Source organism: Magnetospirillum sulfuroxidans, assembly GCF_018224925.1.
In the GTDB taxonomy this organism is placed as follows: Bacteria; Pseudomonadota; Alphaproteobacteria; order Rhodospirillales; family Magnetospirillaceae; genus Magnetospirillum; species Magnetospirillum sulfuroxidans.
The window spans coordinates 1-24948 of record NZ_JAGTUF010000020.1 but is presented as its reverse complement, the minus strand read 5'-3'; the positions used below and the strand labels follow the sequence as shown (position 1 = coordinate 24948).

Genomic DNA, 24948 nt, shown 5'->3' with positions numbered 1-24948 from the left:
ATGCTGACGGCCTGTCCGATTTTCATCGCCGGAGGCCGTCATGTGCGACATCTACGCCAGCACCGACCCGTTGCTCTATCAAAGCGTGGCGCGGTCGGTGCGCATCGGCGGTGTCGTCACCAGCATCAAGGTCGAACGGCGGTTCTGGCAGATTCTGGAAACCATCGCCGCCGAGGGCGGACTGAGCCTGGCTCAATTCCTCACCCAATTGCACGACGAAGTGATCGAACGCCGCGGCGAAATCGGCAATTTTGCCTCGCTGCTGCGGGTCGTTTGCGTCACCCATCTTGGCCTCCGCCTAAACCCATAGAATTTTTAGCGTTATTTATCCGAGGCTTGACTTGTGCGTAGGGCTCGGCTAAGACCCGCGAATTGTTCTTAGATTGATTACACTCTTTGACGGAGACGGCTTTGCGCATCCTTCCCTATCTTTTGGTTCTGGCCATGGGCGCCCCGGTCCTGGTCTGGGTGATGATCAATTCGTTCATGATCAAAGGCCAAGCCACCAGTTTTAGCACCATCGATCTGTGGGTTCTGGTTCCGCTGGGCCTGTGCATGGTCGCCGCCTTCGGGTTGTTGGCGACCTGGATGGATAAGGTGATCAGCCGCACTGGCGGCTGATCCCTTGGGGACCGGCCCCGCCCCCCCCACATAAGCGGGGCCGGTTTCTCAAATTCCAAGGCCCGCGCCGTCAAGGCGCGGGCCTTGTTTCTTGCCCAGGCTGCCGCCTTGGGGCTAGAGTGCGCGCCCAAACATCATCCCCGTTTCCCGAGGCCAGCCATGTCCGACCGCGTCCTGATCCTTGATTTCGGCAGCCAAGTGACCCAGTTGATCGCGCGCCGGGTGCGCGAAAGCGGCGTCTATTGCGAAATCCACCCCTTTAACCGGGTCACCGCCGAATCCCTGGCCCAGTTCGCCCCCCAGGCCGTCATCTTGTCCGGCGGCCCCAGCTCGGTGGCCGATTTCGGCAGCCCGCGCGCCCCCGAGGCGGTGTTCGCCCTGGGCGTTCCCGTCCTGGGCATCTGCTATGGCCAGCAAACCATGTGCGAACAATTGGGCGGTAAGGTCGAGCCGGGCGATCACCGCGAATTCGGCCGCGCGTATGTCGAGATCATCGACGATTGCGCCTTGTTCACCGGGGTATGGGCCAAGGGCAGCACGGAACAGGTCTGGATGAGCCACGGTGACCGCGTCACCAAGCTGCCCGATGGCTTCCGCGTCGTCGGCACCTCGGAAGGCGCTCCGTTTGCCGCCATCGCCAATGACGAGCGCCGGTTCTATGCCGTGCAGTTCCACCCCGAAGTGGTGCACACCCCGCACGGCGCCCAATTGCTGAAGAATTTCACCCACACCGTCGCCGGCTGCCAGGGCAACTGGACCATGGCCGCGTTCAAGGATCAGGCCATCGCCAAGATCCGCCAACAAGTGGGCAAGGGCCGGGTGATTTGCGGCCTGTCCGGCGGCGTCGATTCCTCGGTGGTGGCGGCATTGATCCATGAAGCCATCGGCGACCAGTTGACCTGCGTCTATGTCGATCACGGGCTGATGCGCTTGGGCGAATCCGAACAGGTGGTCAGCGTCTTCCGCGACCGTTTCAACATCAACCTGATCCATAACGACGCTTCGGATCTGTTCCTTGGCCGCTTGGCCGGCATGACCGACCCCGAGCAAAAGCGTAAGACCATCGGCGCCTTGTTCATCGACGTGTTCGAGGAAGAAGCCAAGCGGATCGGCGGTGCCGATTTCCTGGCGCAGGGCACGCTGTACCCCGACGTCATCGAAAGCGTGTCGTTCATCGGCGGCCCCAGCGTCACCATCAAAAGCCACCACAATGTGGGCGGCCTGCCCGAACGCATGAACATGAAGCTGGTGGAACCCTTGCGCGAATTGTTCAAGGACGAAGTCCGCGCGCTAGGCCGCGAATTGGGCCTGCCCGACGAAATGGTCGGCCGTCACCCCTTCCCCGGCCCCGGTTTGGCCATCCGCATCCCCGGCCAGGAAATCACCCGCGACAAGCTGGAAATCCTGAAAAAGGCCGATGCCATTTACCTGGAAGAAATCCGCAACGCCGGCCTGTATGACGTCATCTGGCAGGCCTTTACCGTGTTGCTGCCGGTGCGCACCGTCGGCGTCATGGGCGATTCGCGTTCCTATGATTATGCCTGCGCGCTGCGCGCGGTGACGTCCACCGACGGCATGACCGCCGATTTCTATCCCTTCGACATGGCCTTTTTGGGCCGCGTCGCCAATCGCATCATCAACGAGTGCAAGGGCATCAACCGGGTGACCTACGACGTGACGTCCAAGCCGCCGGGGACGATTGAGTGGGAATGATTTTTCAAGCACTTCGCTGATTTAGGGAGGGCTCCTTCGGGAGCCTTCTTGCTCTCATCTTCCATCCGCTCGCCCATTCGTCCAATGGGAGCCGGTGTTTCTTCGGCCCCATGCCCGCACAAGCATTTCCAGCGTATCACGTCCAGCTCTAACAGGCAGGCTTCAGCTTTTTGGCGATTTCGGCCAACTCGCCCCAGAACATGTCATCCCCGTTATAGCCGACAATCCGGCCGATCTCGCGGCCGCATTGCAGGGCGACGAAGGTGGGGGCGTAACGCAGCCCCTTGATCTTGCGCAAATCCGGCGGCAGGGTTTCCAGGTGGACGATTCGCAACGGCAGTTTGCGGCCCTCCTCTGTTTTCCCATAGATGGCGCCCAGATCACGATGCCATTTGGCGCACCAGGCGCAGCCCTTGGCTTCCACCATCACCAATTCGGCGGCGCGCGCGGCCCCGGTCATCATGACCAGGACCGCGGCCAGCATGGCGAACAATACCGGCAAATGCCGCATGGGATCAGCTCTTGCGCTTGATCTTGAACTGATAGACGCCGCCGGTTTCAGCGGTTTCCATCAATTCGTTGCCGGTCTGCTTGCAAAAGGCTTCCATGTCCTTGACCGAGCCAGGATCGGTGGCATGGACTTCCAGCACCGCGTCCACGGCGATGTCCTTCATCGCCTTCTTGGTGCGCAGGATGGGCAGCGGGCAGTTCAAACCCTTGACGTCGAGAACCGTGCTCATATGTGACCTCTCCTAGAGTTCCCCCCGGCCGACCGCTTCAATTGCCGAGATTGATGTATTTCAGGCACACCACCCGCAGACACGATGCCAAATTCTTGTCGTTATTGACCAGACAATGGTCGTGGATGCGGGCAATAAGGGCGCTTGCGGCGACGCCCTCATCCCTGGCCATCTCATCCAACACCGTCCAGAACGCCCGTTCAAGCCGGATGGTGGTGGAATGGCCATGGATACGGACCGAGCGCTTTTCCGGCGCGTATGCCCGCGCCTGCTCGGAATTGCACAAGCCGAACAAACGCGCCAACGGTCCGTCGCCGTGGTCGTCGCTGGCAAAGACCGGCGGCTTGGCCGGGTCTAGATGAACAGGTTGATGTCGCACTGGGTCGCTGTCTCGATATAAGTGGCCGCCCCGGCATATTCGACGCCGTCGATCAAATCCTTGGCATCGTATTCGAACAGATCCATGGTCATCTGACAGGCGATCATGCGCACGCCGCATTCTTTCGCCGCGTCGCGCAAATCCTCGATCGAGGCGACGCCTTTCTTCTTGATCAACCCCTTCATCATCGCCGTCGCCATGGCATCCATGCCCGGCAAGGCGCCGACCAGATTGGGCATGACCATATGGCCGCCCATCATCGGCATTTCCATGCCGGCATTGCCCAAGGTGGTGACTTTGAGGTCCAGATTCTTCTTTAACAGCGTCAGACCGTAAAAGGTGAAAAACAGTGTCACGTCCAAATCCATGGCCGCCGCGGTGGTGGCCAGGATGAACGGCGGATAGGCCCAATCGAGCGAACCCTTGGTGACGATAATGGACATCGACTTGCCGTTGGCAGCCATGCTTTTCCTCCCGTGGTTTGCATTATGTTTTTCTAATGTGCAAGCCACTCTAAGACGTCGCCAAGCCACTGATGGTAGTAACTGGCGCCTACACCTGTTTTTCTCTCGCCCCGTTATTCCTGCCGCGCTACAAGCGGGTCTTGTGCGATGGTCAGGGCCGGTGCTAATTTAGCATGAAGAAATATACACGAGGAAGCCCCAGCCGCCAAGCGTCTTCGCTGTCGCGAGCACCAAAGGGGACCCTGAACCGGGAGGAAGAACGTGAGCGAATTGCCAATCACCACCATCGTCGGTGGGGCCGCCTTCGTGGCGGGCCTGGTCTTTGGGGCCACCGCCCAGCGTACCAATTTCTGCACCATGGGGGCACTGTCCGACATCGTCTTCATGGACGACTGGCGGCGCTTCCGCGCCTGGATGCTGGCTTTGGCCGTCGGCATGATCGTCAGCCAGGGCATGCACCAGGGCGGCTTGATCGATTTGGGTAAAAGCATCTATCTGCAAGGCCCGCTGGCCTGGGCCGGGGCGATCATCGGCGGCGTTCTGTTCGGCTTTGGCATGACCTTGGCCGGCGGCTGCGGCAACAAGACGCTGGTCCGCATCGGCGGCGGCAATCTGAAATCCGTCGTCACCTTCTTGGTGATCGGCCTGTTCGCCTATATGACGCTAAAGGGTCTGATCGGCCTGGGCCGCGTGCAAATCGAGGCGATCACCAATATCAGCATGACCGGCGTCGCCGCCAACCAAGGCCTGCCGGCCTTACTGACGGCATGGGGATTGACCGAGGGATTGGCGCGCTGGCTGACGGTCGCCCTCATCGCCGGCGGTCTGTTGGTGTTCTGCTTCAAGGATGCCGAATTTCGCGCCGCCCCGCACGACATCATCGGCGGCCTGATCATCGGCCTGCTGGTGCCGGCCGGCTGGTGGATCACCGGAATGCTGGGCGCCGACGATTTCGACCCCACCCCGCTGTCCAGTTTCACCTTCGTCGCCCCCATGGGCGATTCCATGATGTATTTGATGACCTATACCGGCGCGACCATCACTTTCGGCATCGCCGCAATCGGCGGCGTCATCGTCGGCGCCTTCCTATCGGCACTGACGGGAAAAAGCTTCCACATCGAGGCTTTTTCCGATGCCGCCGACATGGGCCGCCATCTGATCGGCGCGGCGATGATGGGCACCGGCGGCGTCATGGCCATGGGCTGCACCATCGGCCAGGGCCTGACCGGCATCTCCACCTTGTCGGCGACCTCGGTCATTGCCCTGGCGGCTATTTTGTTTGGTGGCGTCTGGGGCCTGAAATACATGGAGGAAGGTAACGTCGGCGCCGCGCTGAAAGCGACGCTGGGCCGCGGTTGAACGACAGAAGGGCCGGCGTCCGCCGGCCCTTCGCCCTTGCTCAGCGATCCAGGCTTTTGCTGTCCGTGCTATAAAGCAAGGTGGCGGCGCCAGCTTGCCGATAAGCCAGCAGAAAACGGATCGAGGAACTGGAGGAATCGGTCCCGAGCAACACATAGCTGACATCAGAGCCATTGCCGGGATAGTGGAAGTCACCACCGCCGAAATAATGCCCCCGGTTCAGATTGACGTGATAGGAACTCCCGTTCAGAACCACATCCAGATTCAGATCGTCGAAATCGTTCCAGCTTTTGCCGTTGTAGAAATAAGAGCCGGTCGCCCCCAGCGGCAGCGGCGTGCCATTGGCGGTGATCTGCACGGTGTTGATGGTGAAGTTGTTCACGGAAACAGTCGCGCCGGTCAGATTGGTCAGGGTCACAGCACCCATGGCAGAACTCTCCTTCGTGCAATGATTGTCAATCAACTCAATGTTGACAGCCAAACACTGCATTTCCGAACAAGGGCCTGTCAATGAACGAAATGTATTTTTAGTTGTGCTTACTGGCGCGCTTCGCTGAATAGCTTTGATCTGGCCGGCACGGTCCCGTCAATTCGTCGGCGCCCGCTCTGAATGGATCCGCGCACTCGGACTGGCGCGGATCAGGTAACGCCGACATTGCTGTTCCCGTTCGTAGCCCAGCAAGGTTCCGAGGATGAAATCCTGTTCCGGCGACAAGGCGTTCAGTGGTCCGGTGACGATGGATCGCACCATGGCGATACAATAAGCCTGACCGAAGAACATATTGACCTTGGTCTCGGACACACATTGCCGGTAAAAGGCCACCGCTTCCTTTTCCAAGCGCTTTTGCACCAGCTCGGCCTCGGCCGCGCTCATGGTCAGCAAGAACAACGGCCGCACCCCCTTTTTCAGCTCATAGAGATATTGCGGCAGAAAACCGGCCATGGGCGGTTTCAGGTCAGTTGGCTGATCCATGCGCCAATCCTCCCCTCGGTCTTGCCGGATTGATTGTCCTCATCCAGGGCCAGACCGACGAAGCGGCCATCGCGCAGGGCGGCCGAGCCGGTGAAGTCGTAGCCGGCAGTCTCGGTGAAACCGACGACCTGGGCCCCCTTGGCGGTGACCCGGTCATACAAGATGCCGACCGCGTCGATAAACGAATCGGGATAATTGACCTGATCGCCGGTGCCGAACAAGGCCACTTTCTTGCCGGCCAGATCAACGTCATCCAAGATGTCGATGCGGTCCTCCCAATCGGATTGAAGATCGCCAAAGCCATAGGTGGGACAGCCCAAAATCAGCAAATGGCAAGCTTCCAGGTCTTCCGCCGTCGCCTTTTTGATGTCCAGACTCTTGCCGTTCAATTTCTTGGCGATGCGATTGGCAATGCCCCGCGTGCACCCCTGATCGGAACCAAAAATCACCGTCACGCTCATCTTGTTTGCCCTCGAATCAAGTGATTGACGCGAGGAGGCTATCGCTATTGCGACGCATTCGCAATGTAAAACCGCACAGAAAGTCAGGTCATTCGCTCATTTTCTCATCACCCGTTCACATTCGCCTTATTTTGGAGCGGATTCGCTCAATCCCGCGCCGGCGACGGCCTTGTCGCCGCCAGGATGTCAGCCCGACAAACGACATGGGCGCCGGCCGAAGCCGACGCCCATCCTCACCAATCCACAACCGGGTTTAGCGCACCTTGAAGCCGTATTTGGCGAAGATGCCCTTGGCTTCGTTGGTCTGAACGAAGTCAAGGAACGCCTTGGAACCGGCGGTTTCCTTGCCGGCAATCTGACCGAACGGATAGACGATCTGACCATACAGGCTGTCGGGGAAGGTGCCGACCACCTTGATCTTGCTGCTAATCGCCGCGTCGGTGCCATAGACCACGCCATAGGGCACCTCGCCACGTTCGACGAACGCCAAGGCGCCGCGCACCGAATCGGCGGCCGCGACCTTGGGCTGAACCGCCGCCCACTGGCCGGCGGTTTCCATCGCCTTCTTGAAATACAGACCCACCGGCACGCTGTCGGGATTGCCGGTGGCGATCCGGCCGGAACCGGCCAGGGCGGCGATATCGGTCTTTTCGGTCAAGGTCATCGCGCTGACCTTGGAATCCGCCGGCGCCACCAGCACCAGGGTATTGCCCAAAAGATTGAAGCGGGCATCGTTGTTCACCAGCTTCTTTTCGGTCAGATAATCCATCCACTTCAGATCGGCGGAAGCGAAGACATGGGCCGGGGCGCCCTGTTCGATCTGCTTGGCCAAGGCCGAAGACGCGGCAAAGGACGATTTGACGCTATGCCCCGTCTTGGCGGTAAAGGCGGCGCCAACATCGTTGACGGCATTGGTCAGCGACGCGGCGGCAAACACCACCACCTCGTCAGCACGGGCGGAAAGGGCCGACAGACAAAGGACCAGGGCGGCAGAGGCCCCAACAATACGCTTCAACATGCGATTCTCCCGAGGAGTGAAGGGTGACGGCGGACCTGCCCTTACGTTATGTACCTTGGCTACACAACGTCAAGCCTTGATCGCACCGCACACAGCCCAGCTCTCCGGCAAAATCGGCGGAAGTGAATGTTTTTTCGGCACAAATTATCAGAGCTTAAAAAACGAACACTCCGCCCTGCGGCCAAACGTTTTTAAGCATTACACCAATGAGGCCAATAATAATAAATTTCATATCTTTCAGTAACTTTAAGTGAGCATCCACACCAAACCCATCCATACCAAAAGCCCAAGAGCAACTTTATATGATAAGTATAAAACGTTATGATGATAAACTTCATATCGAGTTCAGGCGATATATAGTTAAATACCATATTGACTGTACGATAACGCGCAGCATAATCAATGCCGCAAAGAGACGCAGGCATGTTTCTTTAGACAATATTCAAATGGAGATGAACGATGAAGATCAGCGCCCGCAACGCCCTTAAGGGCAAGGTGGTCGATATCGCCAAGGGACAGATCGTCGCCAAGGTCAAGGTCGATGTCGGCGGTCAGTTCGTGACCTCCCTGGTCTCGGTGGAAGCCATCGACGATTTGGACCTGAAGGTGGGCGACGAAGTGTCCGCCATCATCAAGTCGACCGAAGTCATGCTGGCGAAGTAATTCAACCGCACGGTGAAAAAGGCTCCGCCGGTTTGGGCGGGGCCTTTTTTATTGGCTTGCCGCCGCGATCACGTAATATAGCATGGCTACATTACGGAACCGAGGATGGTATGTCGCAGGGAAAAGTTGAGGCCATGCTGGGATTGCGGCGCGAAGGCCGCCCCATGGTCGGACGCGACCGCATCGAATTGCTGGAAGCCGTCGGCATCCATGGCAGCATCAGCAAGGCGGCCAAGGCCGTCGGCCTTAGCTACAAGGCGGCCTGGGACGCGCTCAATGCCGTCAACAATCTGCTGCCTCGCCCGGCGATCCTGGGCCAGACCGGCGGCCGCCAAGGTGGTGGCGCCATCGTCACCGATGACGGTCTCGCCCTGATCGCCAGTTTCCGCATGATGGAAAAGCGACTGGAAAAGGTCGCGCAAATGCTGGCCGGTGACGGTTCCGGCGATTCGTTCTCTCTGCTCTGGAGTCTTGGCATGAAGACCTCTGCTCGCAATGCCTTTCGCTGCACCGTCACCGATATCCGCAAGGGCGAAGTCAACGCCGAGGTGGTCATGCGCCTGTCGGCCGAATCCAGCCTGACCGCGATCATCACCGCCGAAAGCCTGAGCGATCTCGACATCACCATCGGCCGCGAGGTCATGGCCTTGGTGAAATCCTCGTTCGTCATGCTCGCCCCCGGAGCCGAGCTGCCCCGTATTTCCGCCCGCAACCGCATCGTCGGCACCATCAGCCACCGCGAGGATGGCGCCGTCAGCGCCGAACTCACCCTCGATATCGGCGACGGCAAATCCATCGTCGCCGTGGTCACCCGCGACTCGGCCGAGGAAATGGAGCTGACGCTGGGCAGCAAGGCGGTTGCCTTCTTCAAGTCCTCGCATGTCATCTTGGCCGTCGACTGAAAACGCCGCCGCCGGTTCCCCTTATTTGCGCAACAGCCGCAACGCGTTCAGGGTGACCAGGACGGTGGCGCCGGTATCGGCCAGCACCGCCGGCCACAATCCGGTCAATCCGGCGATGGTGGTCACCAGGAACAGCGCCTTCAGCCCCAAGGCCAGGGCGACATTCTGGCGAATATTGGCCATGGTCCGCCGCGCCAGGACGATCATCGCCGCCACATCGTCAACGCGGCCGTGCAAAATAGCCGCGTCGGCGGTTTCCAAGGCAATCTCGCTGCCGCCGCCCATGGCAATGCCGATATCGGCGGCGGCCAGGGCCGGCGCATCGTTGATACCGTCACCGACCTTGGCGACAACGGCGCCCTCGGCCTGCCAGCCACGCACCAGCGCCAATTTTTCCGCCGGCAGCAAGGCCGCGTGAACACGCATGCGCAAGGGACCGCCGACCGCCTCGGCGGCGACACGCTGATCGCCGGTCAGCATCTCGGCCCCGATTCCAAGGCGGCGCAAATGGTCAATTCCGGCCACGGCATCGCGCCGCAAGCCATCGCGCAAGGCGATGACCAGCACCACCCGGTCGGCAACCACCAGCACCGAGACGGTCTTGCCGTCGCCGGCCCAGCGTTCCGCCGCCGCCGACCATTCCCCCGCCACCGGAACATTCTGCCGCGCCGCCGCCACCGCCCCAAGGAACACCGCCGCGCCGCCCCAGCGGCCGCAACTCCCCTGCCCCGGCAGGGCGGCGGCATCCTCGATGGCCAGCGGCGTAACCGCGCCAGCCGCCGCATAAGCCCGGATCGCCACCGCCACGGGATGGCCGGAGCCAACACTCACCCCCGCCGCCACAGCCAACCAGCGGTCTTCGTCGCCATCGTCGGCCAAGACATCGGTGACCTGGGGCCGTCCTGCGGTCAAGGTGCCGGTCTTGTCGAAAGCAACCCGCGTCACCGCCGCCAGGCGTTCCAACACCGCGCCGCCCTTCATCAGCAAGCCGCGCCGCGCCCCCGCCGCCAACCCGGCCGCGATCGCCGCCGGCGTCGAGATCACCAGGGCGCACGGACAGCCGATCAGCAACAAGGCCAGCCCCTTATAGAACCATTGCCCCCAATCCTGCCCCGCCAGCAGGGGCGGTCCGACCATGACCAGGGCCGCCACCGCCACCACCGCCGGCGTGTACCACCGCGCCAAACGGTCGATGAAGCGGGCGGTCGGGGCCTTGGCTTGCTGCGCTTGTTCGACCAGCCGCACGATCCGCGCCATGGTGTTGTCGGCAACATCGCCCGTGGCCCGCACCTCAAGAACGCTCTCAAGGTTAATGGTGCCGGCGAACACCGCATCCCCCGGAGAAACCTGACGCGGCATGCTTTCACCGGTCACCGGCGCCTCATCCAATCCACCGCGCCCGACAACAATCTCGCCATCCACCGGCAAGCGATCGCCCGGCCGCACCAGAACCACATCGCCGGCACGCAGGGTCGCGGCCAAGACCTCGACCCAGTGACCATCCTGCCGACGCCAGGCTTGTTTCGGCAGCAAATCGGTCAAGGCGCGGATACCGGCCCGCGCTTGTCGCGCCGCCAGCCCCTCCAGGGATTCCCCCACCAGAAACAAAAACACCACCATGGCCGCTTCGTCCCAAGCGCCGATGGCGATGGCGCCGATGATGGCCACGCTCATCAGCATCTCAATGGAAAATGGCGTCCCACCGATGGCGGCGATCCCGGCGCGACGCAAAACCGGTAGCCCGGCCACGGTCAGCGGCACCACCATCACCCAATCGGCCCATGACGGAACCAGCCAAGCCACGACATACGCCGCCGCCAACAACACGCCACAGACGAACAGCAACCGCACCGCCGCTTGTCGCCACCACGGCAACTCGGCCACGGAGTCGGAGTGGGAGTCGGGGCCGCACCCATGGCAGTGACAGGCAGGAGATGATGTTGCGACCATAAGCGGGCTCCACGACAAGGCTGGTTTCGCGATACCCGCCCAGGCTACAATCTCTAGCGACTAGAGAAGCAAGAGGTTTCGCCATGCCCGCCATCGCCATCGGCCCCCTGGCCGACGAGACCGGAATCAAGATTCCAACCATCCGTTATTACGAAGAAATCGGCCTGTTGCCGTCCCCGCCGCGCAGTCGCGGCAACCGTCGGCTCTATCCGATGGCGGCCATCGGCCGCCTGCGCTTCATCCGCCATGCGCGTGATTTGGGGTTCGACATCGACGCCATCCGTCAATTGCTGACCCTGGCCGACCAGCCCGACCATTCCTGCGCCGAGGCCGACCGGCTGGCCCGGATTCACCTTGATGACATCGAATCGAAAATCGCCCGGCTGGAAGCCCTGCGCGACGAGGTCCGTCACATGGTCGCCGATTGCGCCCAAGATCGCATCCGCCAATGTCGGGTCATCGAGGTTCTGGCCGATCACGGTCAATGCCGGCACGATCACCCGCCGGCATCCAGCCCCGTCATCAACAATCGTTGATGAAAAACCGCAGATATGCACAGCTTGTGCGCCTTTTTATCGGAACCCTTCCGGTCCACACCTGATGCATTCTTTTGAACTTGGCCGCATAATGCCAGAGTATGAAGCCGCGACAGGCGGGTTCGAGAAAATCTTGATATCCTGTCAAGATATCCACCCCGGGCCTTGCCCGGGCGGCACCAACCGACGGAGCGGGCAATGAGCAGAATACTCGCAGTGGCCTTGGCGGCAGGGCTGATGATCATGGGATGGACCCAAGGCGTAAAGGCTTCCGAGCCGCCGGTATCCATGCTCATGCAAGTTGCCGGCGCGGTCGAGACCAGCAAGGGCGGCGATAAATGGGCGCCGGTCACCCGCAACAAATTCCTCTTTGTCGGCACCCAAGTGCGCACCGGCGCCGATGGCGGCGGCAAGCTGATCGACCAGAATTCGGGCATGGCCCAGACCATTGGCGCCAATTCGGTGGTGGAAATCACCGCCTCCGGCGCCAAGGCGCTGTCGGGCGCGCTGTCGGCACCCGAAGCAGCCAGCGGCGATCTGGTCGCCGGCCTGTCCAACCGCTTCGCCGAAGCCCAGCGCTATACCACGGTGCGCCGTTCGGTGAAGAAGGAAGCCACCGATCTCAAGCTGCGCGTCGCCTCCGATATCACCCTCAGCCCCACTTATCCTGATCTGGTGTGGGAAAATGTCGGGGCCCAATACGGCTATACCCTGGTCATCGACGGCTCTTCGCATGTCGTTCCCGCCACCAGCGGCGAAATGGTTCGCTTCCGCCTGCCGGCTTTGTCGGCTGGCCCGCATTCCTTTGGCGTCACCGTCACCGAAGGCGGCCAGGCCGTGGCGCAGACCGAAAAGGGCGGCACCATCACCTGGCTGTCGGCCGCCGAGGACAAGGCTCTGGTCGATGGCGTTGCCCGGGTCAAGGCGGCCTCGGCCGGCGACGAATTCGCGCTGGGCAATTACCTGGATTCCAAGGCCGTGACCGTCGCCGCCATGGATGCCTATCGCAAGCACTTCGCCGCCCACAAGGACGACAACGACATGCGTCCGCTGCTGATCAAGACCTATAACGACCTCAAGCTGCGCGATCTGCGGCAAAAGGAAGCCCTCGTATATAACGAGCAGCTGGAAAGCAACTGATCTGAGCCGATCAAGCGGCGGGACTGGGGAGTCCCGCCGCTTTTTGCTGTTGGGCGGATGGGGAGAGGAAAGATGGGCTTTTTGGCTCGGCGCGATGTGCTGCTGACGATTGTGCTGTTTTTGCTGGCCCTGCCGGCACAGCATTTCGAGTGGTTCGCCCTGCTTGAGGATCAGGCCAATTCCTTCCGTCATCAGATGCGCATCGCCTATGGCGACCAGCAGGCATTGAGCGTTTCCAAGGACGTCGTCCTCGTCAATGTGGACGAGCCTTTTTTCCGCGCCTATGGCAGCTATCCGCTGCGCCGCACCGATATCGGCGCCATCATCAGCAATATCAAGGAATTGGGCGCCAAGGTCGTCGCCGTCGATATGCTGATGGATTTTCCCAGTTCCTATAACGAGGATCCGGCCCTGGCCGAAGCCTTGACGAATGCCGGCAACACCGTGCTGGTGGCGCAGGCGCAATTCGACCATGGGAAATTCGTCAAGCTGAACTATCCGACCACCGTCCTGGATCAGGCCTCGGCCAGTGGCTACACCAATATCAGCTCGAATTCCGCCCTGTTGACAGTGCTGTCACGGCTGAAAATTCACCCCGATATCGCCACCGAACGCTATGGCTGGCCGTTCGCCGTTCAGGCGGTGGCCATGCATCTGGGCCAACCGCCGCGCTTGGCCGACAATGTCTTGTCCTTCGGCGAACTGAAAGTGCCGCTGGATCACGGCGATCATCTGTATATCGATTTCCCCCCGCTGCCCAACGGCACCCGTTTCCTCAGCCAATCGGCCGGCATCAGCGCCTTGGAATTCCTCGATATCTCGCAACTGGACGAATCCGAGCGCGAGGAACTGTCCTATTGGGTCCGCGACAAGATCGTCGTTCTTGGCGACACCTCGGAAGTGTCGCACGACTGGTTCGATACCCCGGTGGGCATGGTCTATGGGGTGGAAATCATCGCCGACACCATCAGCACCATCTTGAAAGGGGCGCCCTTGCGCGCCGCCAGCCCGCAAGCGGCAGCCGCCGTCACCCTGGCCCTGATGGTGGTGATGATCGCCCTGGCCATCTTGTTTACGCGCCCGATCCTGCGCGCCCTTGGCGCCGTCGTCGTGCTGGGCGGCTTTGCCGCCCTGACCAGCCTGTTTTACGTCAAGGCCGGGCTGGTGCTGCCGCTATCCTATGCCCTGACCGCCGGCATCTTGTCTTATGTGCTGATCGAGTACCGCGCCTATCTGCTGGAACGTAATCAGAAAAAGCACATCGCCAAGACCTTCGGCCAATACATCCCCGGCGAGTTGGTCGAAGAGATGAACCGCACCGGCCAGGAAGTCTCGGTTGGCGGCGAAAGCCGGGAAATGACCGTTTTGTTCTCGGACGTGCGCGGCTTCACCACCATTTCCGAGGGACTGAGCCCGCAAGAGCTGACCACCTTGATGAATGCCTTCCTGTCGCCGATGACCCGGGTGATCCAGGCCAATCGCGGCACCATCGACAAGTACATGGGCGATGCCATCATGGCGTTCTGGGGGGCGCCGCTGCGTGACGAGAACCACGCCACCCACGCCATCCGCGCCGCTCTGGACATGGCCAACACCATGGAAGAGCTGTCGGAAAGCTTCATCGCCCGCGGCTGGAAGCCGTTAAAGATCGGCATCGGCCTGAACACCGGGGTGATGAGCGTCGGCAACATGGGATCGGATTTCCGTCTGGCCTATACCGTCATGGGCGACGCCGTCAATCTGGGGTCGCGCCTGGAAAGCCTGACCAAGCAATACGGCATCTTCATCCAGATCAGCGAATTCACCCTGGCCGCCGTGCCTGGCCTGATCGCCCGCGAAATCGACCTGGTCAAGGTCAAGGGCAAGGACCAGCCGGTCCGCACCTTCGAACCGCTGGGCTTTGACGGCGATGTCGATGCGGCGACGCTGGACACACTCGCCCGCTATCACCACGCCCTGGCCCAATACCGCGCCGCCCGCTTCACCGAGGCCAAGGCCATCTTCCAGTCCCTGGCCGAAGCCGAACCGAACCGCATGCTGTATCAAATCTATCTCGACCGCATCGACCATTATCTGGCCGAACCGCCGCCCGCCGATTGGGACGGTTCGTACACGGCCAAGGAAAAGTAAGCTTGCTTATAGGGAGCATCAGAATGAAATCCCTGCATCATTGCGCCGCCTTGGCCGCCGCCCTGTTGCTGATTACCCCGGCGGCAAGTCATGCTGCCGACACCGCCGCCGCCCAGACCAAGGTCTCGGCTCAGGCCAAGTCGCAGGCCGACAAGCTGGTGGCCCAGGCCAAGAAAGCCCTGGCCGCCGGCAACGCCGAGCAAGCCTTCGCCGATTACGCCAAGGCGCACGAACTGGTGCCCGGCGATCTCAATCACGCCCACAACGCCGCCTCGCTGGCTTTGGCGTTGGGCCGCAACGATCAGGCCCTGGCCCTGTTCAAGGATGCCATCACCTTGGCGGTGAAGGCGAAAATTTCCCAAGATGCCGCGCTTTACGCCGCTGAAATCACCAAGCTTGTCGATATCCCCCCCGCCTGGGTGGCGGAAAAGATAGAGGCGGCGTCGGCGATTCCCGCCGATAAAAGCCGGGTCGCCGCCATGTGGCAGCGCGCCCGCCAAGCCGCCAGCACCGCCGCCGCCAGTGGCGATCTGGCCCAGGCGGAAAGCCGCGCCCGTCAGGCGTTGGCCATCGCCAAGGATAATCTGGGCGAAACCCACATGGCCGCGCTGGCCAGCGCCGGCGATCTGGGGCGGTTGCTGGGCATGGCCGGCAAGACGGACGAAGCCGAGACGGTCCTGCGTCAGGCCGCCGACAATGCCGGCAAGGTTCTGGGAGCCGGCCATCCCGAAACCCTGGCCCTCAGGAACGCCCTGGCCGATCATTTTTCCGCCCTCGCCCAATACGACAAGGCGGCTGAACTGGCCTTGGCCGCGGCGGAAGACGCCGCCAAGGATCTGGGCGCCGATCATCCGCGCACCCTGGACGCCAAGCTTGCCGCCGCCACCCCCTTGCTCAATGCCGGCCGCCTGAACGACGCCGACAAGATCGCGCAAGACACCTGTCCGCGCTATCAGGCGCAGTTCGGCGCCGACCATCCGGCCACCGCCAAATGCCTGTCGCTACAGGCATCAACGGCACGGGCCTTGGGCAATCTGGACCAGGCCGCCACCGCCATCACCCAGGCGGTGGCCGTCTTGCGGGTGACCAACCCGCCGGGCGAAGCCGCCAATCTGGACGCCCGTCTGGAAGCGGCCCGCATCGCGGTCAAACGCGGCGACGCCGCCCAGGCCCGCGCTTTGCTGGAAGGGGTGATCGCCGAGGCCGGGACCGCCAAGGATCTGTCCCGCGTCATCGCCGCCAAGACCGATCTGGCCGATGTCTTGGTCACCATCGGCGAATACGCCGCCGCCGAGGCGACCATCCGTCAGGTGGTCGAGGCCAACACCCAGGCTTATGGCCCCAATCATCCCGCCACCGTGTCGGCATTGTCGTCCCTGGGCAGCGTGCAGCGTCAGCAGGGCAATTTGCGCGAAGCCGAGGCCACCTTCCAAGACGCCCACGACCGCTTCTTGAAAGTGTTGGGCCCCGATCATCAATTCACCATCATCGCCGCCAACAATCTGGGCGAGATTTTGGAAAAGTCCGGCCTGTTCGATCGGGCCGAACCGTTGTTGCGTGACGCGCTGGAAGGCTCACGCAAGGCATTTGGCGACGATCACCCCAACACCGTCATCGGCATGAACAATCTGGCCTTGCTGCACGAGAGCCAAGGCGAATTCGACAAGGCCGAGGCGCTGTATAAATCGGCGCTGGCGATCCATACCCGCCGATTGGGAGCCAAACACCCCAATACCATCGCCTTCGCCAACAACCTTGCCTATCTGCACATGCTGCAAGGCAATTACGAGCAAGCGGCAAGCGAATTCACCCAGGTGGTGGCCGAATGGACCCGGTTGAACGGCCCCACTCATATCGACACCTTGAAGGCGCAAAACAATCTGGGCCGAGCCCTGATGGGCCAAGGCAAGCTGGCCGAGGCCGAGCCGATCCTGACCAAGACCCTGGCGGCACGCCGCCAAAGCTTGGGCGAACGTCACCTCGACACCTTGCGCTCCATGCATGACATGGGCGTCTTGTTGCGGAAATCGGGCCGCGCCGACGACGCCCGCACGCTGTTGGAACAGACCTTGGCCGCCGATGATGCGGTGCTTGGCAAGGTTCACCCCTACACCTTCGAAACGCTGAATTCGTTGGCCGCGACCCAGGAAGACAAGGGCGATTTCGCCGCCGCGCTGAAAACCCGGCGCGAGACATTCCTGCGCCGCAACGACTTCTTGAACACCATGCTTTACGTCACCGGCGAGAATGCGCGGGAGGGCTATGTCCGCCTGCACAGCCCCGAACTGGCCGCCTATGAGGATCTGCTGGTCCGCACCGGCGGGCCGGAAGCCGGCCGGGCGCTGATCGAAATCAGCTTGTTCCGCAAGGGCCTGTTGCTGAAAGTCGCCTCGGAAATCAGTCAGGCCAACCGGCTGTCCGGCAATCCCGAACTGGCCAAGCTGACCGGCGAATTGGAAGCGACCCGCAAGAAGCTGGGGGCGCTGACGTTGTCGGGACCGGTGCCGGAAACCGCCGACCGCCATGCTGAAATCCTGGTGTCGCTCCGCGATCGCATCGACATTTTGCAGGGCCAATTGGGCCGGGCCAGCGCCCGCTTCCTGCAAACCACCGACAAGATCAGCGTCGATCAACTGGTCGCCGCCCTGCCGGAAAATTCGGCCTTGGTGGATTTCCTGCTCTATGGCGTCGATGGCCAACAAAAGCTGGTGGCCGCCACCATGACGAAAAAGGACGGCAAGGCGCAATTCGGTATGGTCGCCTATGCCGACGCCCAAAAGGTGGGCGAGGCGGTGCTGAAATACCGCAAGGATATCCAGGACGAAGAAATCGATTTCGACGAATTGCTGGAAAGCGGTCAAAAGACCTATGACCTGATCTGGAAGCCCATCGCCAAGACCGTCGGCGAGGCGCCGCTGGCTTACGTCATTCCCGATGGCGTCTTGAACATCATGCCGTTCGCCGCCTTGGTCGAAGGTGACGGCAAGTACCTGATGGAAGGCCTCGACCTGCATATCTTCACCTCGACCCGCAATCTGCTGCCGTCGCGGCTGAAAGCGGCCAAAGGCGGCTATATGATCAATGCCGGCCCCGATTACGAAACCGACGCGGTCACCGGCAAGGAAAAGCTGGACAGCGTCCGTGGCCGCAGCCGCGCCGCCGGCCTCAGCGACGGTTTGCGCGGCATGTCCTCGGGCATGCGCGGCCTGCGCTTCGATCCCCTGCCTGGGGCTGAACGCGAAGGCCAGATCATCCGCACCACGGTCGATGCTCAGGGCAAGAAAAGCGTTATCTACAGCAAGGGCAATGCCCAGGAATCGGTGCTGCGGCAGATGACCGAAGCCCCCGAGGTGCTGCATATCGCCACCCACGGCTTTTTCCTCAAAGCCGACGACACCTTGCGCAAGCGCCTGCTGAAACTGCAACGCGGCGGCGATATCCAGATTCCGCCGCCAGGCGACAACCCGCTGCTGCGCGCCGGCCTGGCCTTTGCCGGCATCAACGCCAATGCCCCGGTATTGGGTGAAATCGACACCGACAATGACGGCGTGCTGACGGCGCTGGAAGTGCTGGACCTCAACCTCGCCGGCACTCAATTGGCCATTTTGTCGGCCTGCGAAACCGGCTTGGGTGAAATCCACGAAGGCGAGGGCGTCTATGGTCTGCGCCGCGCCTTCCAGGAAGCCGGGGTCGCCTCGGTGGTGTCGTCGCTGTGGGAAGTCAGTGACGCCGGCACCCAGGCGCTGATGGGGGCCTTGTACAGCCGCCTGATGAAGGGCATGCCGCCGCACCTCGCCCTGCGCGAGGCACAGCTTGAGATGCTGCGCATCGGCCAATGGAGTTCGCCCTATATCTGGTCGGCCTTCTTCATGGTCGATGGCTGACGGCGATGGCTCGCCTGTTCAAGATCGAGGTCATGCCGGGCATGGCCTGGATCCATGTCCCCGACGCCGATGTCCGGGTGCTGTGCGGCTGCCCGGCCGACAGCGTCAAGCACCTGATGCGGCGCGGTCTGATCCGGCCAATGGAAATGGACGGCGTCCGCTTCGAAACCGGCCCCAACGCCATCTTGCTGTCCGACGTCATGGTGCAAAACGGCGCCTTTTGCAATCTGGCCGAGTTTCCGGTCTTGCAGATGTTCTATCGTCAGGGGCTGCTGCTGCCGGGGCATCCCAATAATGACGGCTCGAAACCCATCATTATCGGTCGCCGCGATCACGTCGACGCCCAGATGCAATACATCTATCGCGGCAATTACGGCCTGATTTCGGAACAGGAACTGATGGAGGCCGGGGTCCCGGCCGCACAGGCGCACGAGATGATGCGCCTGAAGCTGAAATTCGCTTTCGGCGCCATCCGTCACCCCCGCGACCTGTTGGACGGCCTCGCCCTCGACAGCGACCCGGTGGAGATCAAGGCCGGCGTCTCGGTCCGCCGCATCGGCCTCAACCGTTTCGAATTCCACTATGACGGCGAAACGGTGGAGGTGGACCTGAACCTGCCGCCCTTCCAGACGCATGACAGCCCGTTTCCGCTGGGATCGTTCCAGTTTCGCCGCGATTATTTCGCCGTCGTCCATTCCGGCGAAGGCGATGGCTGGGATGTGCGCCGGCCCAGCATGGGCTCGGTGCTGGTGTTCCAGGGCCGCATCTATCTGGTCGATGCCGGCCCTAATCTGGCCCATTCGCTGACCGCGTTGGGTATTGGCATCAATGAAATCGAAGGCATCTTCCAGACCCATTCCCATGACGATCACTTTGCCGGCCTGACCACGCTGATGCAGGCCGATCGCCGCATCAGCTATTTCGCCGTGCCCATGGTGCGCTCGGCGGTGGCCAAGAAGCTGGCGGCGCTGCTGTCCATCGAGGAAAAGGCGTTCAACGATTATTTCAACGTCCGCGACCTGGTCATGGATCAGTGGAACGACGTCGACGGCCTGGATGTCAGACCGATCTTTTCCCCCCATCCGGTGGAAACCACAATCTTCCATTTCCGCGCCATGGCCGCCGGCGGCTGGCGCACCTATGCCCATCTGGCCGATATCGTCGGCCTGGGCATTTTGGAAGGCATGATCACCGACGACCCGACCAAGCCGGGGCTGTCACGCGAATGGTACCAACAGATCGCGGTGGATTACCTGGAACCCGCCGAGGTCAAGAAAGTGGATATCGGCGCCGGTCTGATCCACGGCTATGCCGAGGATTTCCGCGATGATACGTCCGGCAAGATCATCTTGGCCCATACCGCCCAGCCCCTGAATTCGGGGCAAAAGAAGATCGGGTCGGGCGCCAGCTTCGGCACTGTCGATGTCCTGATTTCCGGCCATCGCGACTTTCTCGGCCGTGCCGCGTTTCACATGATGACGGAATATTTCCCCACGGTTTCCGGTGATCACCTTGGCGCCGTGCTGAACGGGCCGGTGACCACGTTTAACCCGGAAACCATCTTGTTCAAGGCCGGTCAACCGCACGCCAACATCTATCTGCTGCTGACCGGCCAAGTGGAAATGCTGGACGACGACAGCGATTTCCGCGCCGCGCTGTCGGCCGGCGCGCTGCTGGGCGAATCCACCGGCCTGCACGGCTTGCCGCCGGCGGAAACCTGCCGTGCCGTCAGCTTTGTCCAGGTGCTGGAAATCCCCGCCGACGTCTATACCGCCTTTGTCCGCCGCCACAACCTGTTCCGCCAGATTTCCCGCCTGCTCGAAGGCCGTGATTTCCTGTCGCGCACGCGGTTGTTGGGGGACGTGGTGTCCACCGGCACGCTGAACGCCATCGCCAAAGACATGAAGCTGCTCCAATTCGCCGACGATTCCATGATCGGCGTCCGCAGCCGCGCCATCGGCGTGATCGCCCGTGGCCGCGTTCTGCGCATGCTGGGCGATTCCGTGCTGGAAACCCTGGGGCCGGGGGATTTCTTCGGCGAGGAAACCGCGATTTTCGACGCGCCGGGCATCACCTCCTTGCGCGCCTATGGCCCGACCGAGATTTATATGGTTTCCGCCGGATTGCTGGCGGCCATCCCCAATGTACGCTGGAAATTGTTCGAAGCCTTCCAGCGGCGGGCCAGCCTGGAATCATCGGTGGTCATCGCCGGGCGGACGCTGTTGACCTGGAAACAGGAATACAGCGTCAACATCCAACGCATCGACACCCAGCACAAGCGCTTGTTCGTCGCGGCCAACCGCCTGCTGGACGCGGTGCAAAGCCAGCGTGACAGCGTCGAAATCAACACCGCGCTGGATTTCCTGTTCAGTTCCATCCAGTTCCACTTCACCGAGGAAGAAGCGTTGCTGGATCGCTATGGCTATGAGCACGGCCCCGCGCACAAGGCCGGACATCAGACCCTGATGACCGGCATGCGGGAATTGGAAACCCGGCTGAACCGCGAGACGCCGACATCATCGGAGGAGCTTTTAGACTTCCTCCATGGCTGGATCGTCAACCATATCCAAATCGAGGATCGCCGCTACGCCGCCGTGCTGAATGCGCAAGGGGTCTATTGAGCCCATGGCCGCCTACCGCTAAGGTAGAGGCCAAGGTTTAGGATAACCACCGTGAGCACCGACCTCGTCTACGTTTCCGCCGCCTCGCCCTTCAGCCAAGAAGTCTTTCGCCGGATTCGTCCGGGAATCCCACGAGAACGCTGGCCGATCGACGCGATGACGGTCAGCTTCACCGCCGATCCCAGCGGCCTGTTTCTGCGCGCCAGCTTCGACGACAACGACCTGCCGGCCAGCTATGCCCAACAGGCGGTGCAGGTCATCGCCCATGCCGGTGTCGATCTGGTGGTGCAATCGCCTTTCGCCACCATGGCGGCGGCGGTGATGCGGGCCAAACGCTGGCGCGATATGTTCTTGTTCCTGGCGGTTCCGCTATTGTTCGGCATTCCGCTGGTCGGCGCCGTGCTCAGCCGGCTGATGATGCCGGCCGCCGGGCTGTTCTTGGTGGATTTGCTCGGGCTGATCCTGGTTCAGTTACAACTGACCCGGCGCAAGATCGCCATCGCCAACGCCCGCTGTATCGCCGAAATCCCGGTCCCCGGCATGCGCTTGCAAGTGGCGCGCAAAAAGAAGAAAGATCAGGAACCGTCCATGTGATGGATCAGCCCGCCGCAATGGGGGCAATGATCCGGGTGGTTGACGGCTTGTTCCAAGATGCTGGCGGCCTCGTCTTCCGATAGGCCCAGATGCAGCCGCGCTTCGTCCAGCCGCCGCCGTTGGCGCCGGCTGATGGCGCCGTCTTCCAAGGCGCGGGCCACCGCCTCGCGGTATTCCTCGCGGCGCAGACGGATCTGCTCGGAAAAGCCCGAAGCCAGCACACCGGTCGGCAAGGCGATCATGCCCACCCCCAAGATGGCGGTCAGCCCCCCCAGCATGCGGCCCATCGGCGTGATCGGCACCATGTCGCCATAGCCCAAGGTGGTCAGGGTCACCACCGACCACCACATGGCGGTGGGAATATCGGAAAACACATGGGGCTGAGCCCGGTGCTCGAATAGATACATCAGACTGGAGGTGAAAATCAGCACCACCAGCATGACGAACAAAACGGCACCGATGGCGCGGGTTTCCTGGCGGGCGACCGACACCATGACGCTCATGGCCATGGAATAGCGGCCCAGTTTGAACACCCGCAACACCCGCAGCACCCGAATCGCCCGTAAATCCAACTGAACGAACATGCCCAGGTAAAACGGCAGCACCGCCAGCAGGTCGATCAATGCCATGGGCGAGATCATCCAGCGCAGCCGTCCAGCCAAAGGATGGTGGAAACGCCGGTCTTCCAACTCAACCGCCGTCCACAGCCGCAACAGGTATTCCAAGCTGAACACCATCACCGAAAACAGGTCAAAAGCGTGAAAAACCGGCCCATGGGCAATGGACAGATGCTCAACGGATTCCAGCACCACCGCCAACACGTTCAGCACGACCATGGCAATCAAAAACCAATCCACCGCCTTGACCCAGGGGTCGGAATGGCCCTCGCCGCCCAGCATATGATAGACCGTGCGCCGCAAGCTTCGGCGGGAATGGCGGGTTTTATGGGGGGTGGCTGCTGGAGTCACAAAGCCCCTCCCTGGGGCGTGGGGCTGAAAGACACGGTCAAACTAACCTTTCGTTCTAAGCCTCGCAATGGCGGATAAAACATGCCAATTTTCCCGCGACACCGAATTTTCTGGCAGCCCGCGGACCATGACCTATAAATTAGACGAACATAATAAAGAAAACATCGAACAGGGTCAGCAGGAGACAGGCATGTCCAAGGGCAAGGTTTATCTGGTGGGCGCCGGACCGGGCGACCCGGATTTGTTGACGATCAAGGCGCACAGGCTGCTGCAACAAGCCGAAGTGGTGGTGTTCGACCGCCTGGTCAGCCCCGAGATCATGGCGTTGATCCCCACCGGCACCACCCGCATTTATGCCGGCAAGCAGATGTCCAAGCATGAATTGGTGCAAGACGAGATCAACGATTTGCTGGTGTCCTTGGGTAAAAGCGGCCGCACCGTCGTACGCCTGAAGGGTGGCGACCCCTTTGTCTTTGGCCGAGGTTCGGAAGAGGCCGAAATCCTGTCCCTTGCCGGGATCGCCTTCGAGGTGGTGCCGGGCATTTCCTCGGCTTCGGGCTGCGCCACCTATGCCGGTATTCCGCTGACCCATCGCGGCCTCTCCCAAGGGGTGCGCTTTCTCACCGGCCATTGCCGCGACGGCAAACCGTTGGAATACGACTGGTCCAAGCTGGCTGATCCCGATTGCACCTTGGCCATCTATATGGGCCTGACCAATCTGGGGCTGATCGCCGATGAACTGACCAAGGCCGGCCTGCCCGCCGACACGCCCGCCGCCGCCATCCAAAATGGCAGCACCCCACGCCAGCGCCGGGTGCTTGGCACCTTGGCCACCCTGCCGAGCTTGGCCGAGGCGGCGGGGCTGAAGGCGCCGACACTGATTATCGTCGGCCGGGTGGTCGCCCTGGCCGGGGCCTTGGATTGGTTCCACCACACCGATCAGGTTGATCAGGCGCATCAAGCATGAGCACGGCCCTTATCCTGGTCGGCCACGGTTCCGCCCGCCACCCGGACAGCGCCGCCCCCATCCTGGCTCTGGCCGAGGAATTGCGCCGTCGCGGCCCGTGGAGCGAGGTTGTGGCGGTGTTCATGAAGCAGCCGCCGCACCTGGACCAAGCCCTGGAACGGGTCAGCGGCGAAACCGTGGTGGTGATTCCGGTGTTCGCCGGCAAGGGTTATTACACCGACACCCTGATCCCACGCGGCATGGGCCTGGATGGCCCCCTGACCATCCGGGGCGGCCGGCGAATTCTGTATACCGCCCCCGCCGGCGGCCAGCCGCGCATTCCCGGCCTGATGGCGTGCCGCGCCGACGGGGTGGCGCGGGAATGTGGGTGGCGCCCTGAACAGACCAGTCTGCTGCTGATCGCCCATGGCTCGCAACGCCCGGGCGGGGCCGGGGAAACCCCGCGCGCCATCGCCAGCGCCATCGCCGCCCATAACCATTTCGCCGAAGTCGAACTGAGCTTTCTCGAACAGCCCCCATTCGCCGAAACCTGGGAACAGATCGTTCATGGTCCGCGGGTGGTGGCGTTGCCGCTGTTGGTGGCGCAAGGCATGCACGCCAGCCAGGATATCCCGCCGCTCTTTGGCCTAAGCTCTGGACAAACCGGCCCGGTCGAAATCAACGGCCGGATCGTCCGGCTGGCCACCGGCCTGGGGGCCGAGCCGGAACTGGTCGACATCATCGCCGAAATGGCCGAAACGGCGCTGGCTTCCGCCCAGGACTCCCCCCTTCCGGGGGGCTTTCACACCTAACAGGCTGCGGAAAAACCCTTTCATCTGAGGCTGCATCGTGATTCGCTTCTCCTGCTGAGTTCGGAGGGGGGGGC

24 protein-coding genes are annotated in these 24948 nt (G+C 61.8%); 14 read left to right on the top strand and 10 right to left on the bottom strand.

All coding sequences use genetic code 11. The features are described 5' to 3' along the window. Nucleotides 1-40: 40 nt before the first annotated feature. The 3 genes from KEC16_RS16205 (at nucleotide 41) to guaA (ending at nucleotide 2334) form a co-directional block, all read left to right on the top strand. Nucleotides 41-310: a ribbon-helix-helix domain-containing protein gene (locus KEC16_RS16205; protein ID WP_211550835.1), complete on the top strand. Its 270-nt coding sequence runs from the start codon at nucleotides 41-43 to the stop codon at nucleotides 308-310. A gap of 101 nt (nucleotides 311-411) precedes the next feature. Beyond that, nucleotides 412-621 carry a hypothetical protein gene (locus KEC16_RS16200; protein WP_211550833.1) on the top strand — a complete coding sequence of 70 codons (210 nt, stop codon included), beginning with the start codon at nucleotides 412-414 and terminating at the stop codon, nucleotides 619-621. A 159-nt stretch (nucleotides 622-780) separates the two neighbouring features. Beyond that, nucleotides 781-2334 carry a glutamine-hydrolyzing GMP synthase gene (guaA, locus tag KEC16_RS16195; protein WP_211550831.1) on the top strand — a complete coding sequence of 518 codons (1554 nt, stop codon included), beginning with the start codon at nucleotides 781-783 and terminating at the stop codon, nucleotides 2332-2334. 148 nt (nucleotides 2335-2482) lie between these two features. Here the strand turns inward: guaA and KEC16_RS16190 are convergent, their stop codons facing one another. Genes KEC16_RS16190 through dsrE2 form a run of 4 tightly spaced genes read right to left on the bottom strand, consistent with a single transcriptional unit; the run spans nucleotide 2483 to nucleotide 3917 of the window. Continuing rightward, a complete protein-coding gene (locus KEC16_RS16190) occupies nucleotides 2483-2845 on the bottom strand; it encodes a transcriptional regulator (protein WP_211550829.1) in 363 nt (120 codons plus the stop codon). Between the two features lie 4 nt (nucleotides 2846-2849). Then, a complete protein-coding gene (locus KEC16_RS16185; protein WP_211550827.1) occupies nucleotides 2850-3074 on the bottom strand; it encodes a sulfurtransferase TusA family protein in 225 nt (74 codons plus the stop codon). A 37-nt stretch (nucleotides 3075-3111) separates the two neighbouring features. Beyond that, nucleotides 3112-3453, bottom strand: a complete 342-nt coding sequence (locus tag KEC16_RS16180; RefSeq protein WP_211550825.1) for a ribbon-helix-helix domain-containing protein — start codon at nucleotides 3451-3453, stop codon at nucleotides 3112-3114. Then, entirely contained in the window at nucleotides 3429-3917 is a 489-nt protein-coding gene (dsrE2, locus tag KEC16_RS16175; protein ID WP_211550823.1) for a sulfur carrier protein DsrE2, read from the bottom strand. The genes KEC16_RS16180 and dsrE2 overlap by 25 nt, the downstream gene beginning before the upstream one ends. Nucleotides 3918-4178: 261 nt before the next feature. On the opposite strand from dsrE2, the gene KEC16_RS16170 reads away from it, so the two are divergent. Further along, complete coding sequence (locus tag KEC16_RS16170; RefSeq protein ID WP_211550821.1) at nucleotides 4179-5276, top strand: YeeE/YedE family protein; 1098 nt, start codon at nucleotides 4179-4181, stop codon at nucleotides 5274-5276. A gap of 40 nt (nucleotides 5277-5316) precedes the next feature. Here the strand turns inward: KEC16_RS16170 and KEC16_RS16165 are convergent, their stop codons facing one another. The 4 genes from KEC16_RS16165 to modA all read right to left on the bottom strand — a co-directional run bounded on the left by KEC16_RS16165 (nucleotide 5317) and on the right by modA (nucleotide 7728). After that, nucleotides 5317-5703, bottom strand: coding sequence for a hypothetical protein (locus KEC16_RS16165; RefSeq protein WP_211550819.1), 387 nt, complete (start codon nucleotides 5701-5703; stop codon nucleotides 5317-5319). Between the two features lie 159 nt (nucleotides 5704-5862). Further along, on the bottom strand, nucleotides 5863-6249 hold the full coding sequence (locus KEC16_RS16160) for a DUF2023 family protein (RefSeq protein ID WP_249209254.1): 387 nt from the start codon (nucleotides 6247-6249) through the stop codon (nucleotides 5863-5865). Then, complete coding sequence (gene fldA / locus KEC16_RS16155) at nucleotides 6228-6710, bottom strand: flavodoxin FldA (protein ID WP_211550817.1); 483 nt, start codon at nucleotides 6708-6710, stop codon at nucleotides 6228-6230. The genes KEC16_RS16160 and fldA overlap by 22 nt, the downstream gene beginning before the upstream one ends. A 253-nt stretch (nucleotides 6711-6963) precedes the next feature. Then, nucleotides 6964-7728, bottom strand: a complete 765-nt coding sequence (gene modA / locus KEC16_RS16150; protein ID WP_211550815.1) for a molybdate ABC transporter substrate-binding protein — start codon at nucleotides 7726-7728, stop codon at nucleotides 6964-6966. Between the two features lie 459 nt (nucleotides 7729-8187). On the opposite strand from modA, the gene KEC16_RS16145 reads away from it, so the two are divergent. Both KEC16_RS16145 and KEC16_RS16140 read left to right on the top strand, forming a co-directional pair. Beyond that, nucleotides 8188-8391 carry a TOBE domain-containing protein gene (locus tag KEC16_RS16145; protein WP_211550813.1) on the top strand — a complete coding sequence of 68 codons (204 nt, stop codon included), beginning with the start codon at nucleotides 8188-8190 and terminating at the stop codon, nucleotides 8389-8391. 110 nt (nucleotides 8392-8501) lie between these two features. Further along, nucleotides 8502-9293 carry a TOBE domain-containing protein gene (locus KEC16_RS16140; protein ID WP_211550811.1) on the top strand — a complete coding sequence of 264 codons (792 nt, stop codon included), beginning with the start codon at nucleotides 8502-8504 and terminating at the stop codon, nucleotides 9291-9293. A gap of 21 nt (nucleotides 9294-9314) precedes the next feature. On the opposite strand, the gene KEC16_RS16135 is transcribed toward KEC16_RS16140, so the two are convergent. Continuing rightward, nucleotides 9315-11177: a heavy metal translocating P-type ATPase gene (locus tag KEC16_RS16135; RefSeq protein WP_346344112.1), complete on the bottom strand. Its 1863-nt coding sequence runs from the start codon at nucleotides 11175-11177 to the stop codon at nucleotides 9315-9317. Nucleotides 11178-11326: 149 nt separating this feature from the next. On the opposite strand from KEC16_RS16135, the gene KEC16_RS16130 reads away from it, so the two are divergent. The 6 genes from KEC16_RS16130 to KEC16_RS16105 all read left to right on the top strand — a co-directional run bounded on the left by KEC16_RS16130 (nucleotide 11327) and on the right by KEC16_RS16105 (nucleotide 22148). Continuing rightward, nucleotides 11327-11779 (top strand): MerR family transcriptional regulator, encoded by a 453-nt coding sequence (locus tag KEC16_RS16130; RefSeq protein ID WP_211550807.1) that lies wholly within the window; start codon nucleotides 11327-11329, stop codon nucleotides 11777-11779. A 198-nt stretch (nucleotides 11780-11977) separates the two neighbouring features. Then, a complete protein-coding gene (locus tag KEC16_RS16125) occupies nucleotides 11978-12919 on the top strand; it encodes a DUF7354 domain-containing protein (RefSeq protein WP_211550805.1) in 942 nt (313 codons plus the stop codon). A 72-nt stretch (nucleotides 12920-12991) separates the two neighbouring features. Then, nucleotides 12992-15049, top strand: a complete 2058-nt coding sequence (locus KEC16_RS16120; protein ID WP_211550804.1) for an adenylate/guanylate cyclase domain-containing protein — start codon at nucleotides 12992-12994, stop codon at nucleotides 15047-15049. A gap of 23 nt (nucleotides 15050-15072) precedes the next feature. Then, complete coding sequence (locus tag KEC16_RS16115; protein WP_211550802.1) at nucleotides 15073-18933, top strand: tetratricopeptide repeat protein; 3861 nt, start codon at nucleotides 15073-15075, stop codon at nucleotides 18931-18933. A gap of 5 nt (nucleotides 18934-18938) precedes the next feature. Continuing rightward, entirely contained in the window at nucleotides 18939-21554 is a 2616-nt protein-coding gene (locus KEC16_RS16110; protein WP_211550800.1) for a bacteriohemerythrin, read from the top strand. 51 nt (nucleotides 21555-21605) lie between these two features. After that, on the top strand, nucleotides 21606-22148 hold the full coding sequence (locus KEC16_RS16105; RefSeq protein WP_211550798.1) for a hypothetical protein: 543 nt from the start codon (nucleotides 21606-21608) through the stop codon (nucleotides 22146-22148). Here the strand turns inward: KEC16_RS16105 and KEC16_RS16100 are convergent. Further along, entirely contained in the window at nucleotides 22130-23116 is a 987-nt protein-coding gene (locus KEC16_RS16100) for an ion transporter (protein WP_346344111.1), read from the bottom strand. The genes KEC16_RS16105 and KEC16_RS16100 overlap by 19 nt on opposite strands. A gap of 190 nt (nucleotides 23117-23306) precedes the next feature. Here KEC16_RS16100 and cobA point away from each other — a divergent pair, with 190 nt between their 5' ends. Together cobA and KEC16_RS16090 are read left to right on the top strand one after the other, a co-directional pair. Then, the gene (gene cobA, locus KEC16_RS16095; RefSeq protein ID WP_211550796.1) at nucleotides 23307-24083 is read left to right on the top strand and encodes a uroporphyrinogen-III C-methyltransferase; all 777 of its coding nucleotides are present in this window, start codon (nucleotides 23307-23309) and stop codon (nucleotides 24081-24083) included. Further along, nucleotides 24080-24874, top strand: coding sequence for a CbiX/SirB N-terminal domain-containing protein (locus KEC16_RS16090; RefSeq protein WP_211550794.1), 795 nt, complete (start codon nucleotides 24080-24082; stop codon nucleotides 24872-24874). Before cobA ends, KEC16_RS16090 begins: the two co-directional genes overlap by 4 nt. Nucleotides 24875-24948: the final 74 nt, after the last annotated feature.

What these genes read in the sequence shown, in the direction of transcription:
- KEC16_RS16205 (WP_211550835.1), top strand. Translation starts at nt 41, where the DNA reads ATGTGCGACATCTACGCCAGCACCGACCCGTTGCTCTATCAAAGCGTG.
- guaA (WP_211550831.1), top strand. Translation starts at nt 781, where the DNA reads ATGTCCGACCGCGTCCTGATCCTTGATTTCGGCAGCCAAGTGACCCAG.
- KEC16_RS16190 (WP_211550829.1), bottom strand. Translation starts at nt 2,845, where the DNA reads ATGCGGCATTTGCCGGTATTGTTCGCCATGCTGGCCGCGGTCCTGGTC.
- KEC16_RS16185 (WP_211550827.1), bottom strand. Translation starts at nt 3,074, where the DNA reads ATGAGCACGGTTCTCGACGTCAAGGGTTTGAACTGCCCGCTGCCCATC.
- dsrE2 (WP_211550823.1), bottom strand. Translation starts at nt 3,917, where the DNA reads ATGGCTGCCAACGGCAAGTCGATGTCCATTATCGTCACCAAGGGTTCG.
- KEC16_RS16165 (WP_211550819.1), bottom strand. Translation starts at nt 5,703, where the DNA reads ATGGGTGCTGTGACCCTGACCAATCTGACCGGCGCGACTGTTTCCGTG.
- KEC16_RS16160 (WP_249209254.1), bottom strand. Translation starts at nt 6,249, where the DNA reads ATGGATCAGCCAACTGACCTGAAACCGCCCATGGCCGGTTTTCTGCCG.
- fldA (WP_211550817.1), bottom strand. Translation starts at nt 6,710, where the DNA reads ATGAGCGTGACGGTGATTTTTGGTTCCGATCAGGGGTGCACGCGGGGC.
- modA (WP_211550815.1), bottom strand. Translation starts at nt 7,728, where the DNA reads ATGTTGAAGCGTATTGTTGGGGCCTCTGCCGCCCTGGTCCTTTGTCTG.
- KEC16_RS16145 (WP_211550813.1), top strand. Translation starts at nt 8,188, where the DNA reads ATGAAGATCAGCGCCCGCAACGCCCTTAAGGGCAAGGTGGTCGATATC.
- KEC16_RS16140 (WP_211550811.1), top strand. Translation starts at nt 8,502, where the DNA reads ATGTCGCAGGGAAAAGTTGAGGCCATGCTGGGATTGCGGCGCGAAGGC.
- KEC16_RS16130 (WP_211550807.1), top strand. Translation starts at nt 11,327, where the DNA reads ATGCCCGCCATCGCCATCGGCCCCCTGGCCGACGAGACCGGAATCAAG.
- KEC16_RS16125 (WP_211550805.1), top strand. Translation starts at nt 11,978, where the DNA reads ATGAGCAGAATACTCGCAGTGGCCTTGGCGGCAGGGCTGATGATCATG.
- KEC16_RS16120 (WP_211550804.1), top strand. Translation starts at nt 12,992, where the DNA reads ATGGGCTTTTTGGCTCGGCGCGATGTGCTGCTGACGATTGTGCTGTTT.
- KEC16_RS16115 (WP_211550802.1), top strand. Translation starts at nt 15,073, where the DNA reads ATGAAATCCCTGCATCATTGCGCCGCCTTGGCCGCCGCCCTGTTGCTG.
- KEC16_RS16110 (WP_211550800.1), top strand. Translation starts at nt 18,939, where the DNA reads ATGGCTCGCCTGTTCAAGATCGAGGTCATGCCGGGCATGGCCTGGATC.
- cobA (WP_211550796.1), top strand. Translation starts at nt 23,307, where the DNA reads ATGTCCAAGGGCAAGGTTTATCTGGTGGGCGCCGGACCGGGCGACCCG.
- KEC16_RS16090 (WP_211550794.1), top strand. Translation starts at nt 24,080, where the DNA reads ATGAGCACGGCCCTTATCCTGGTCGGCCACGGTTCCGCCCGCCACCCG.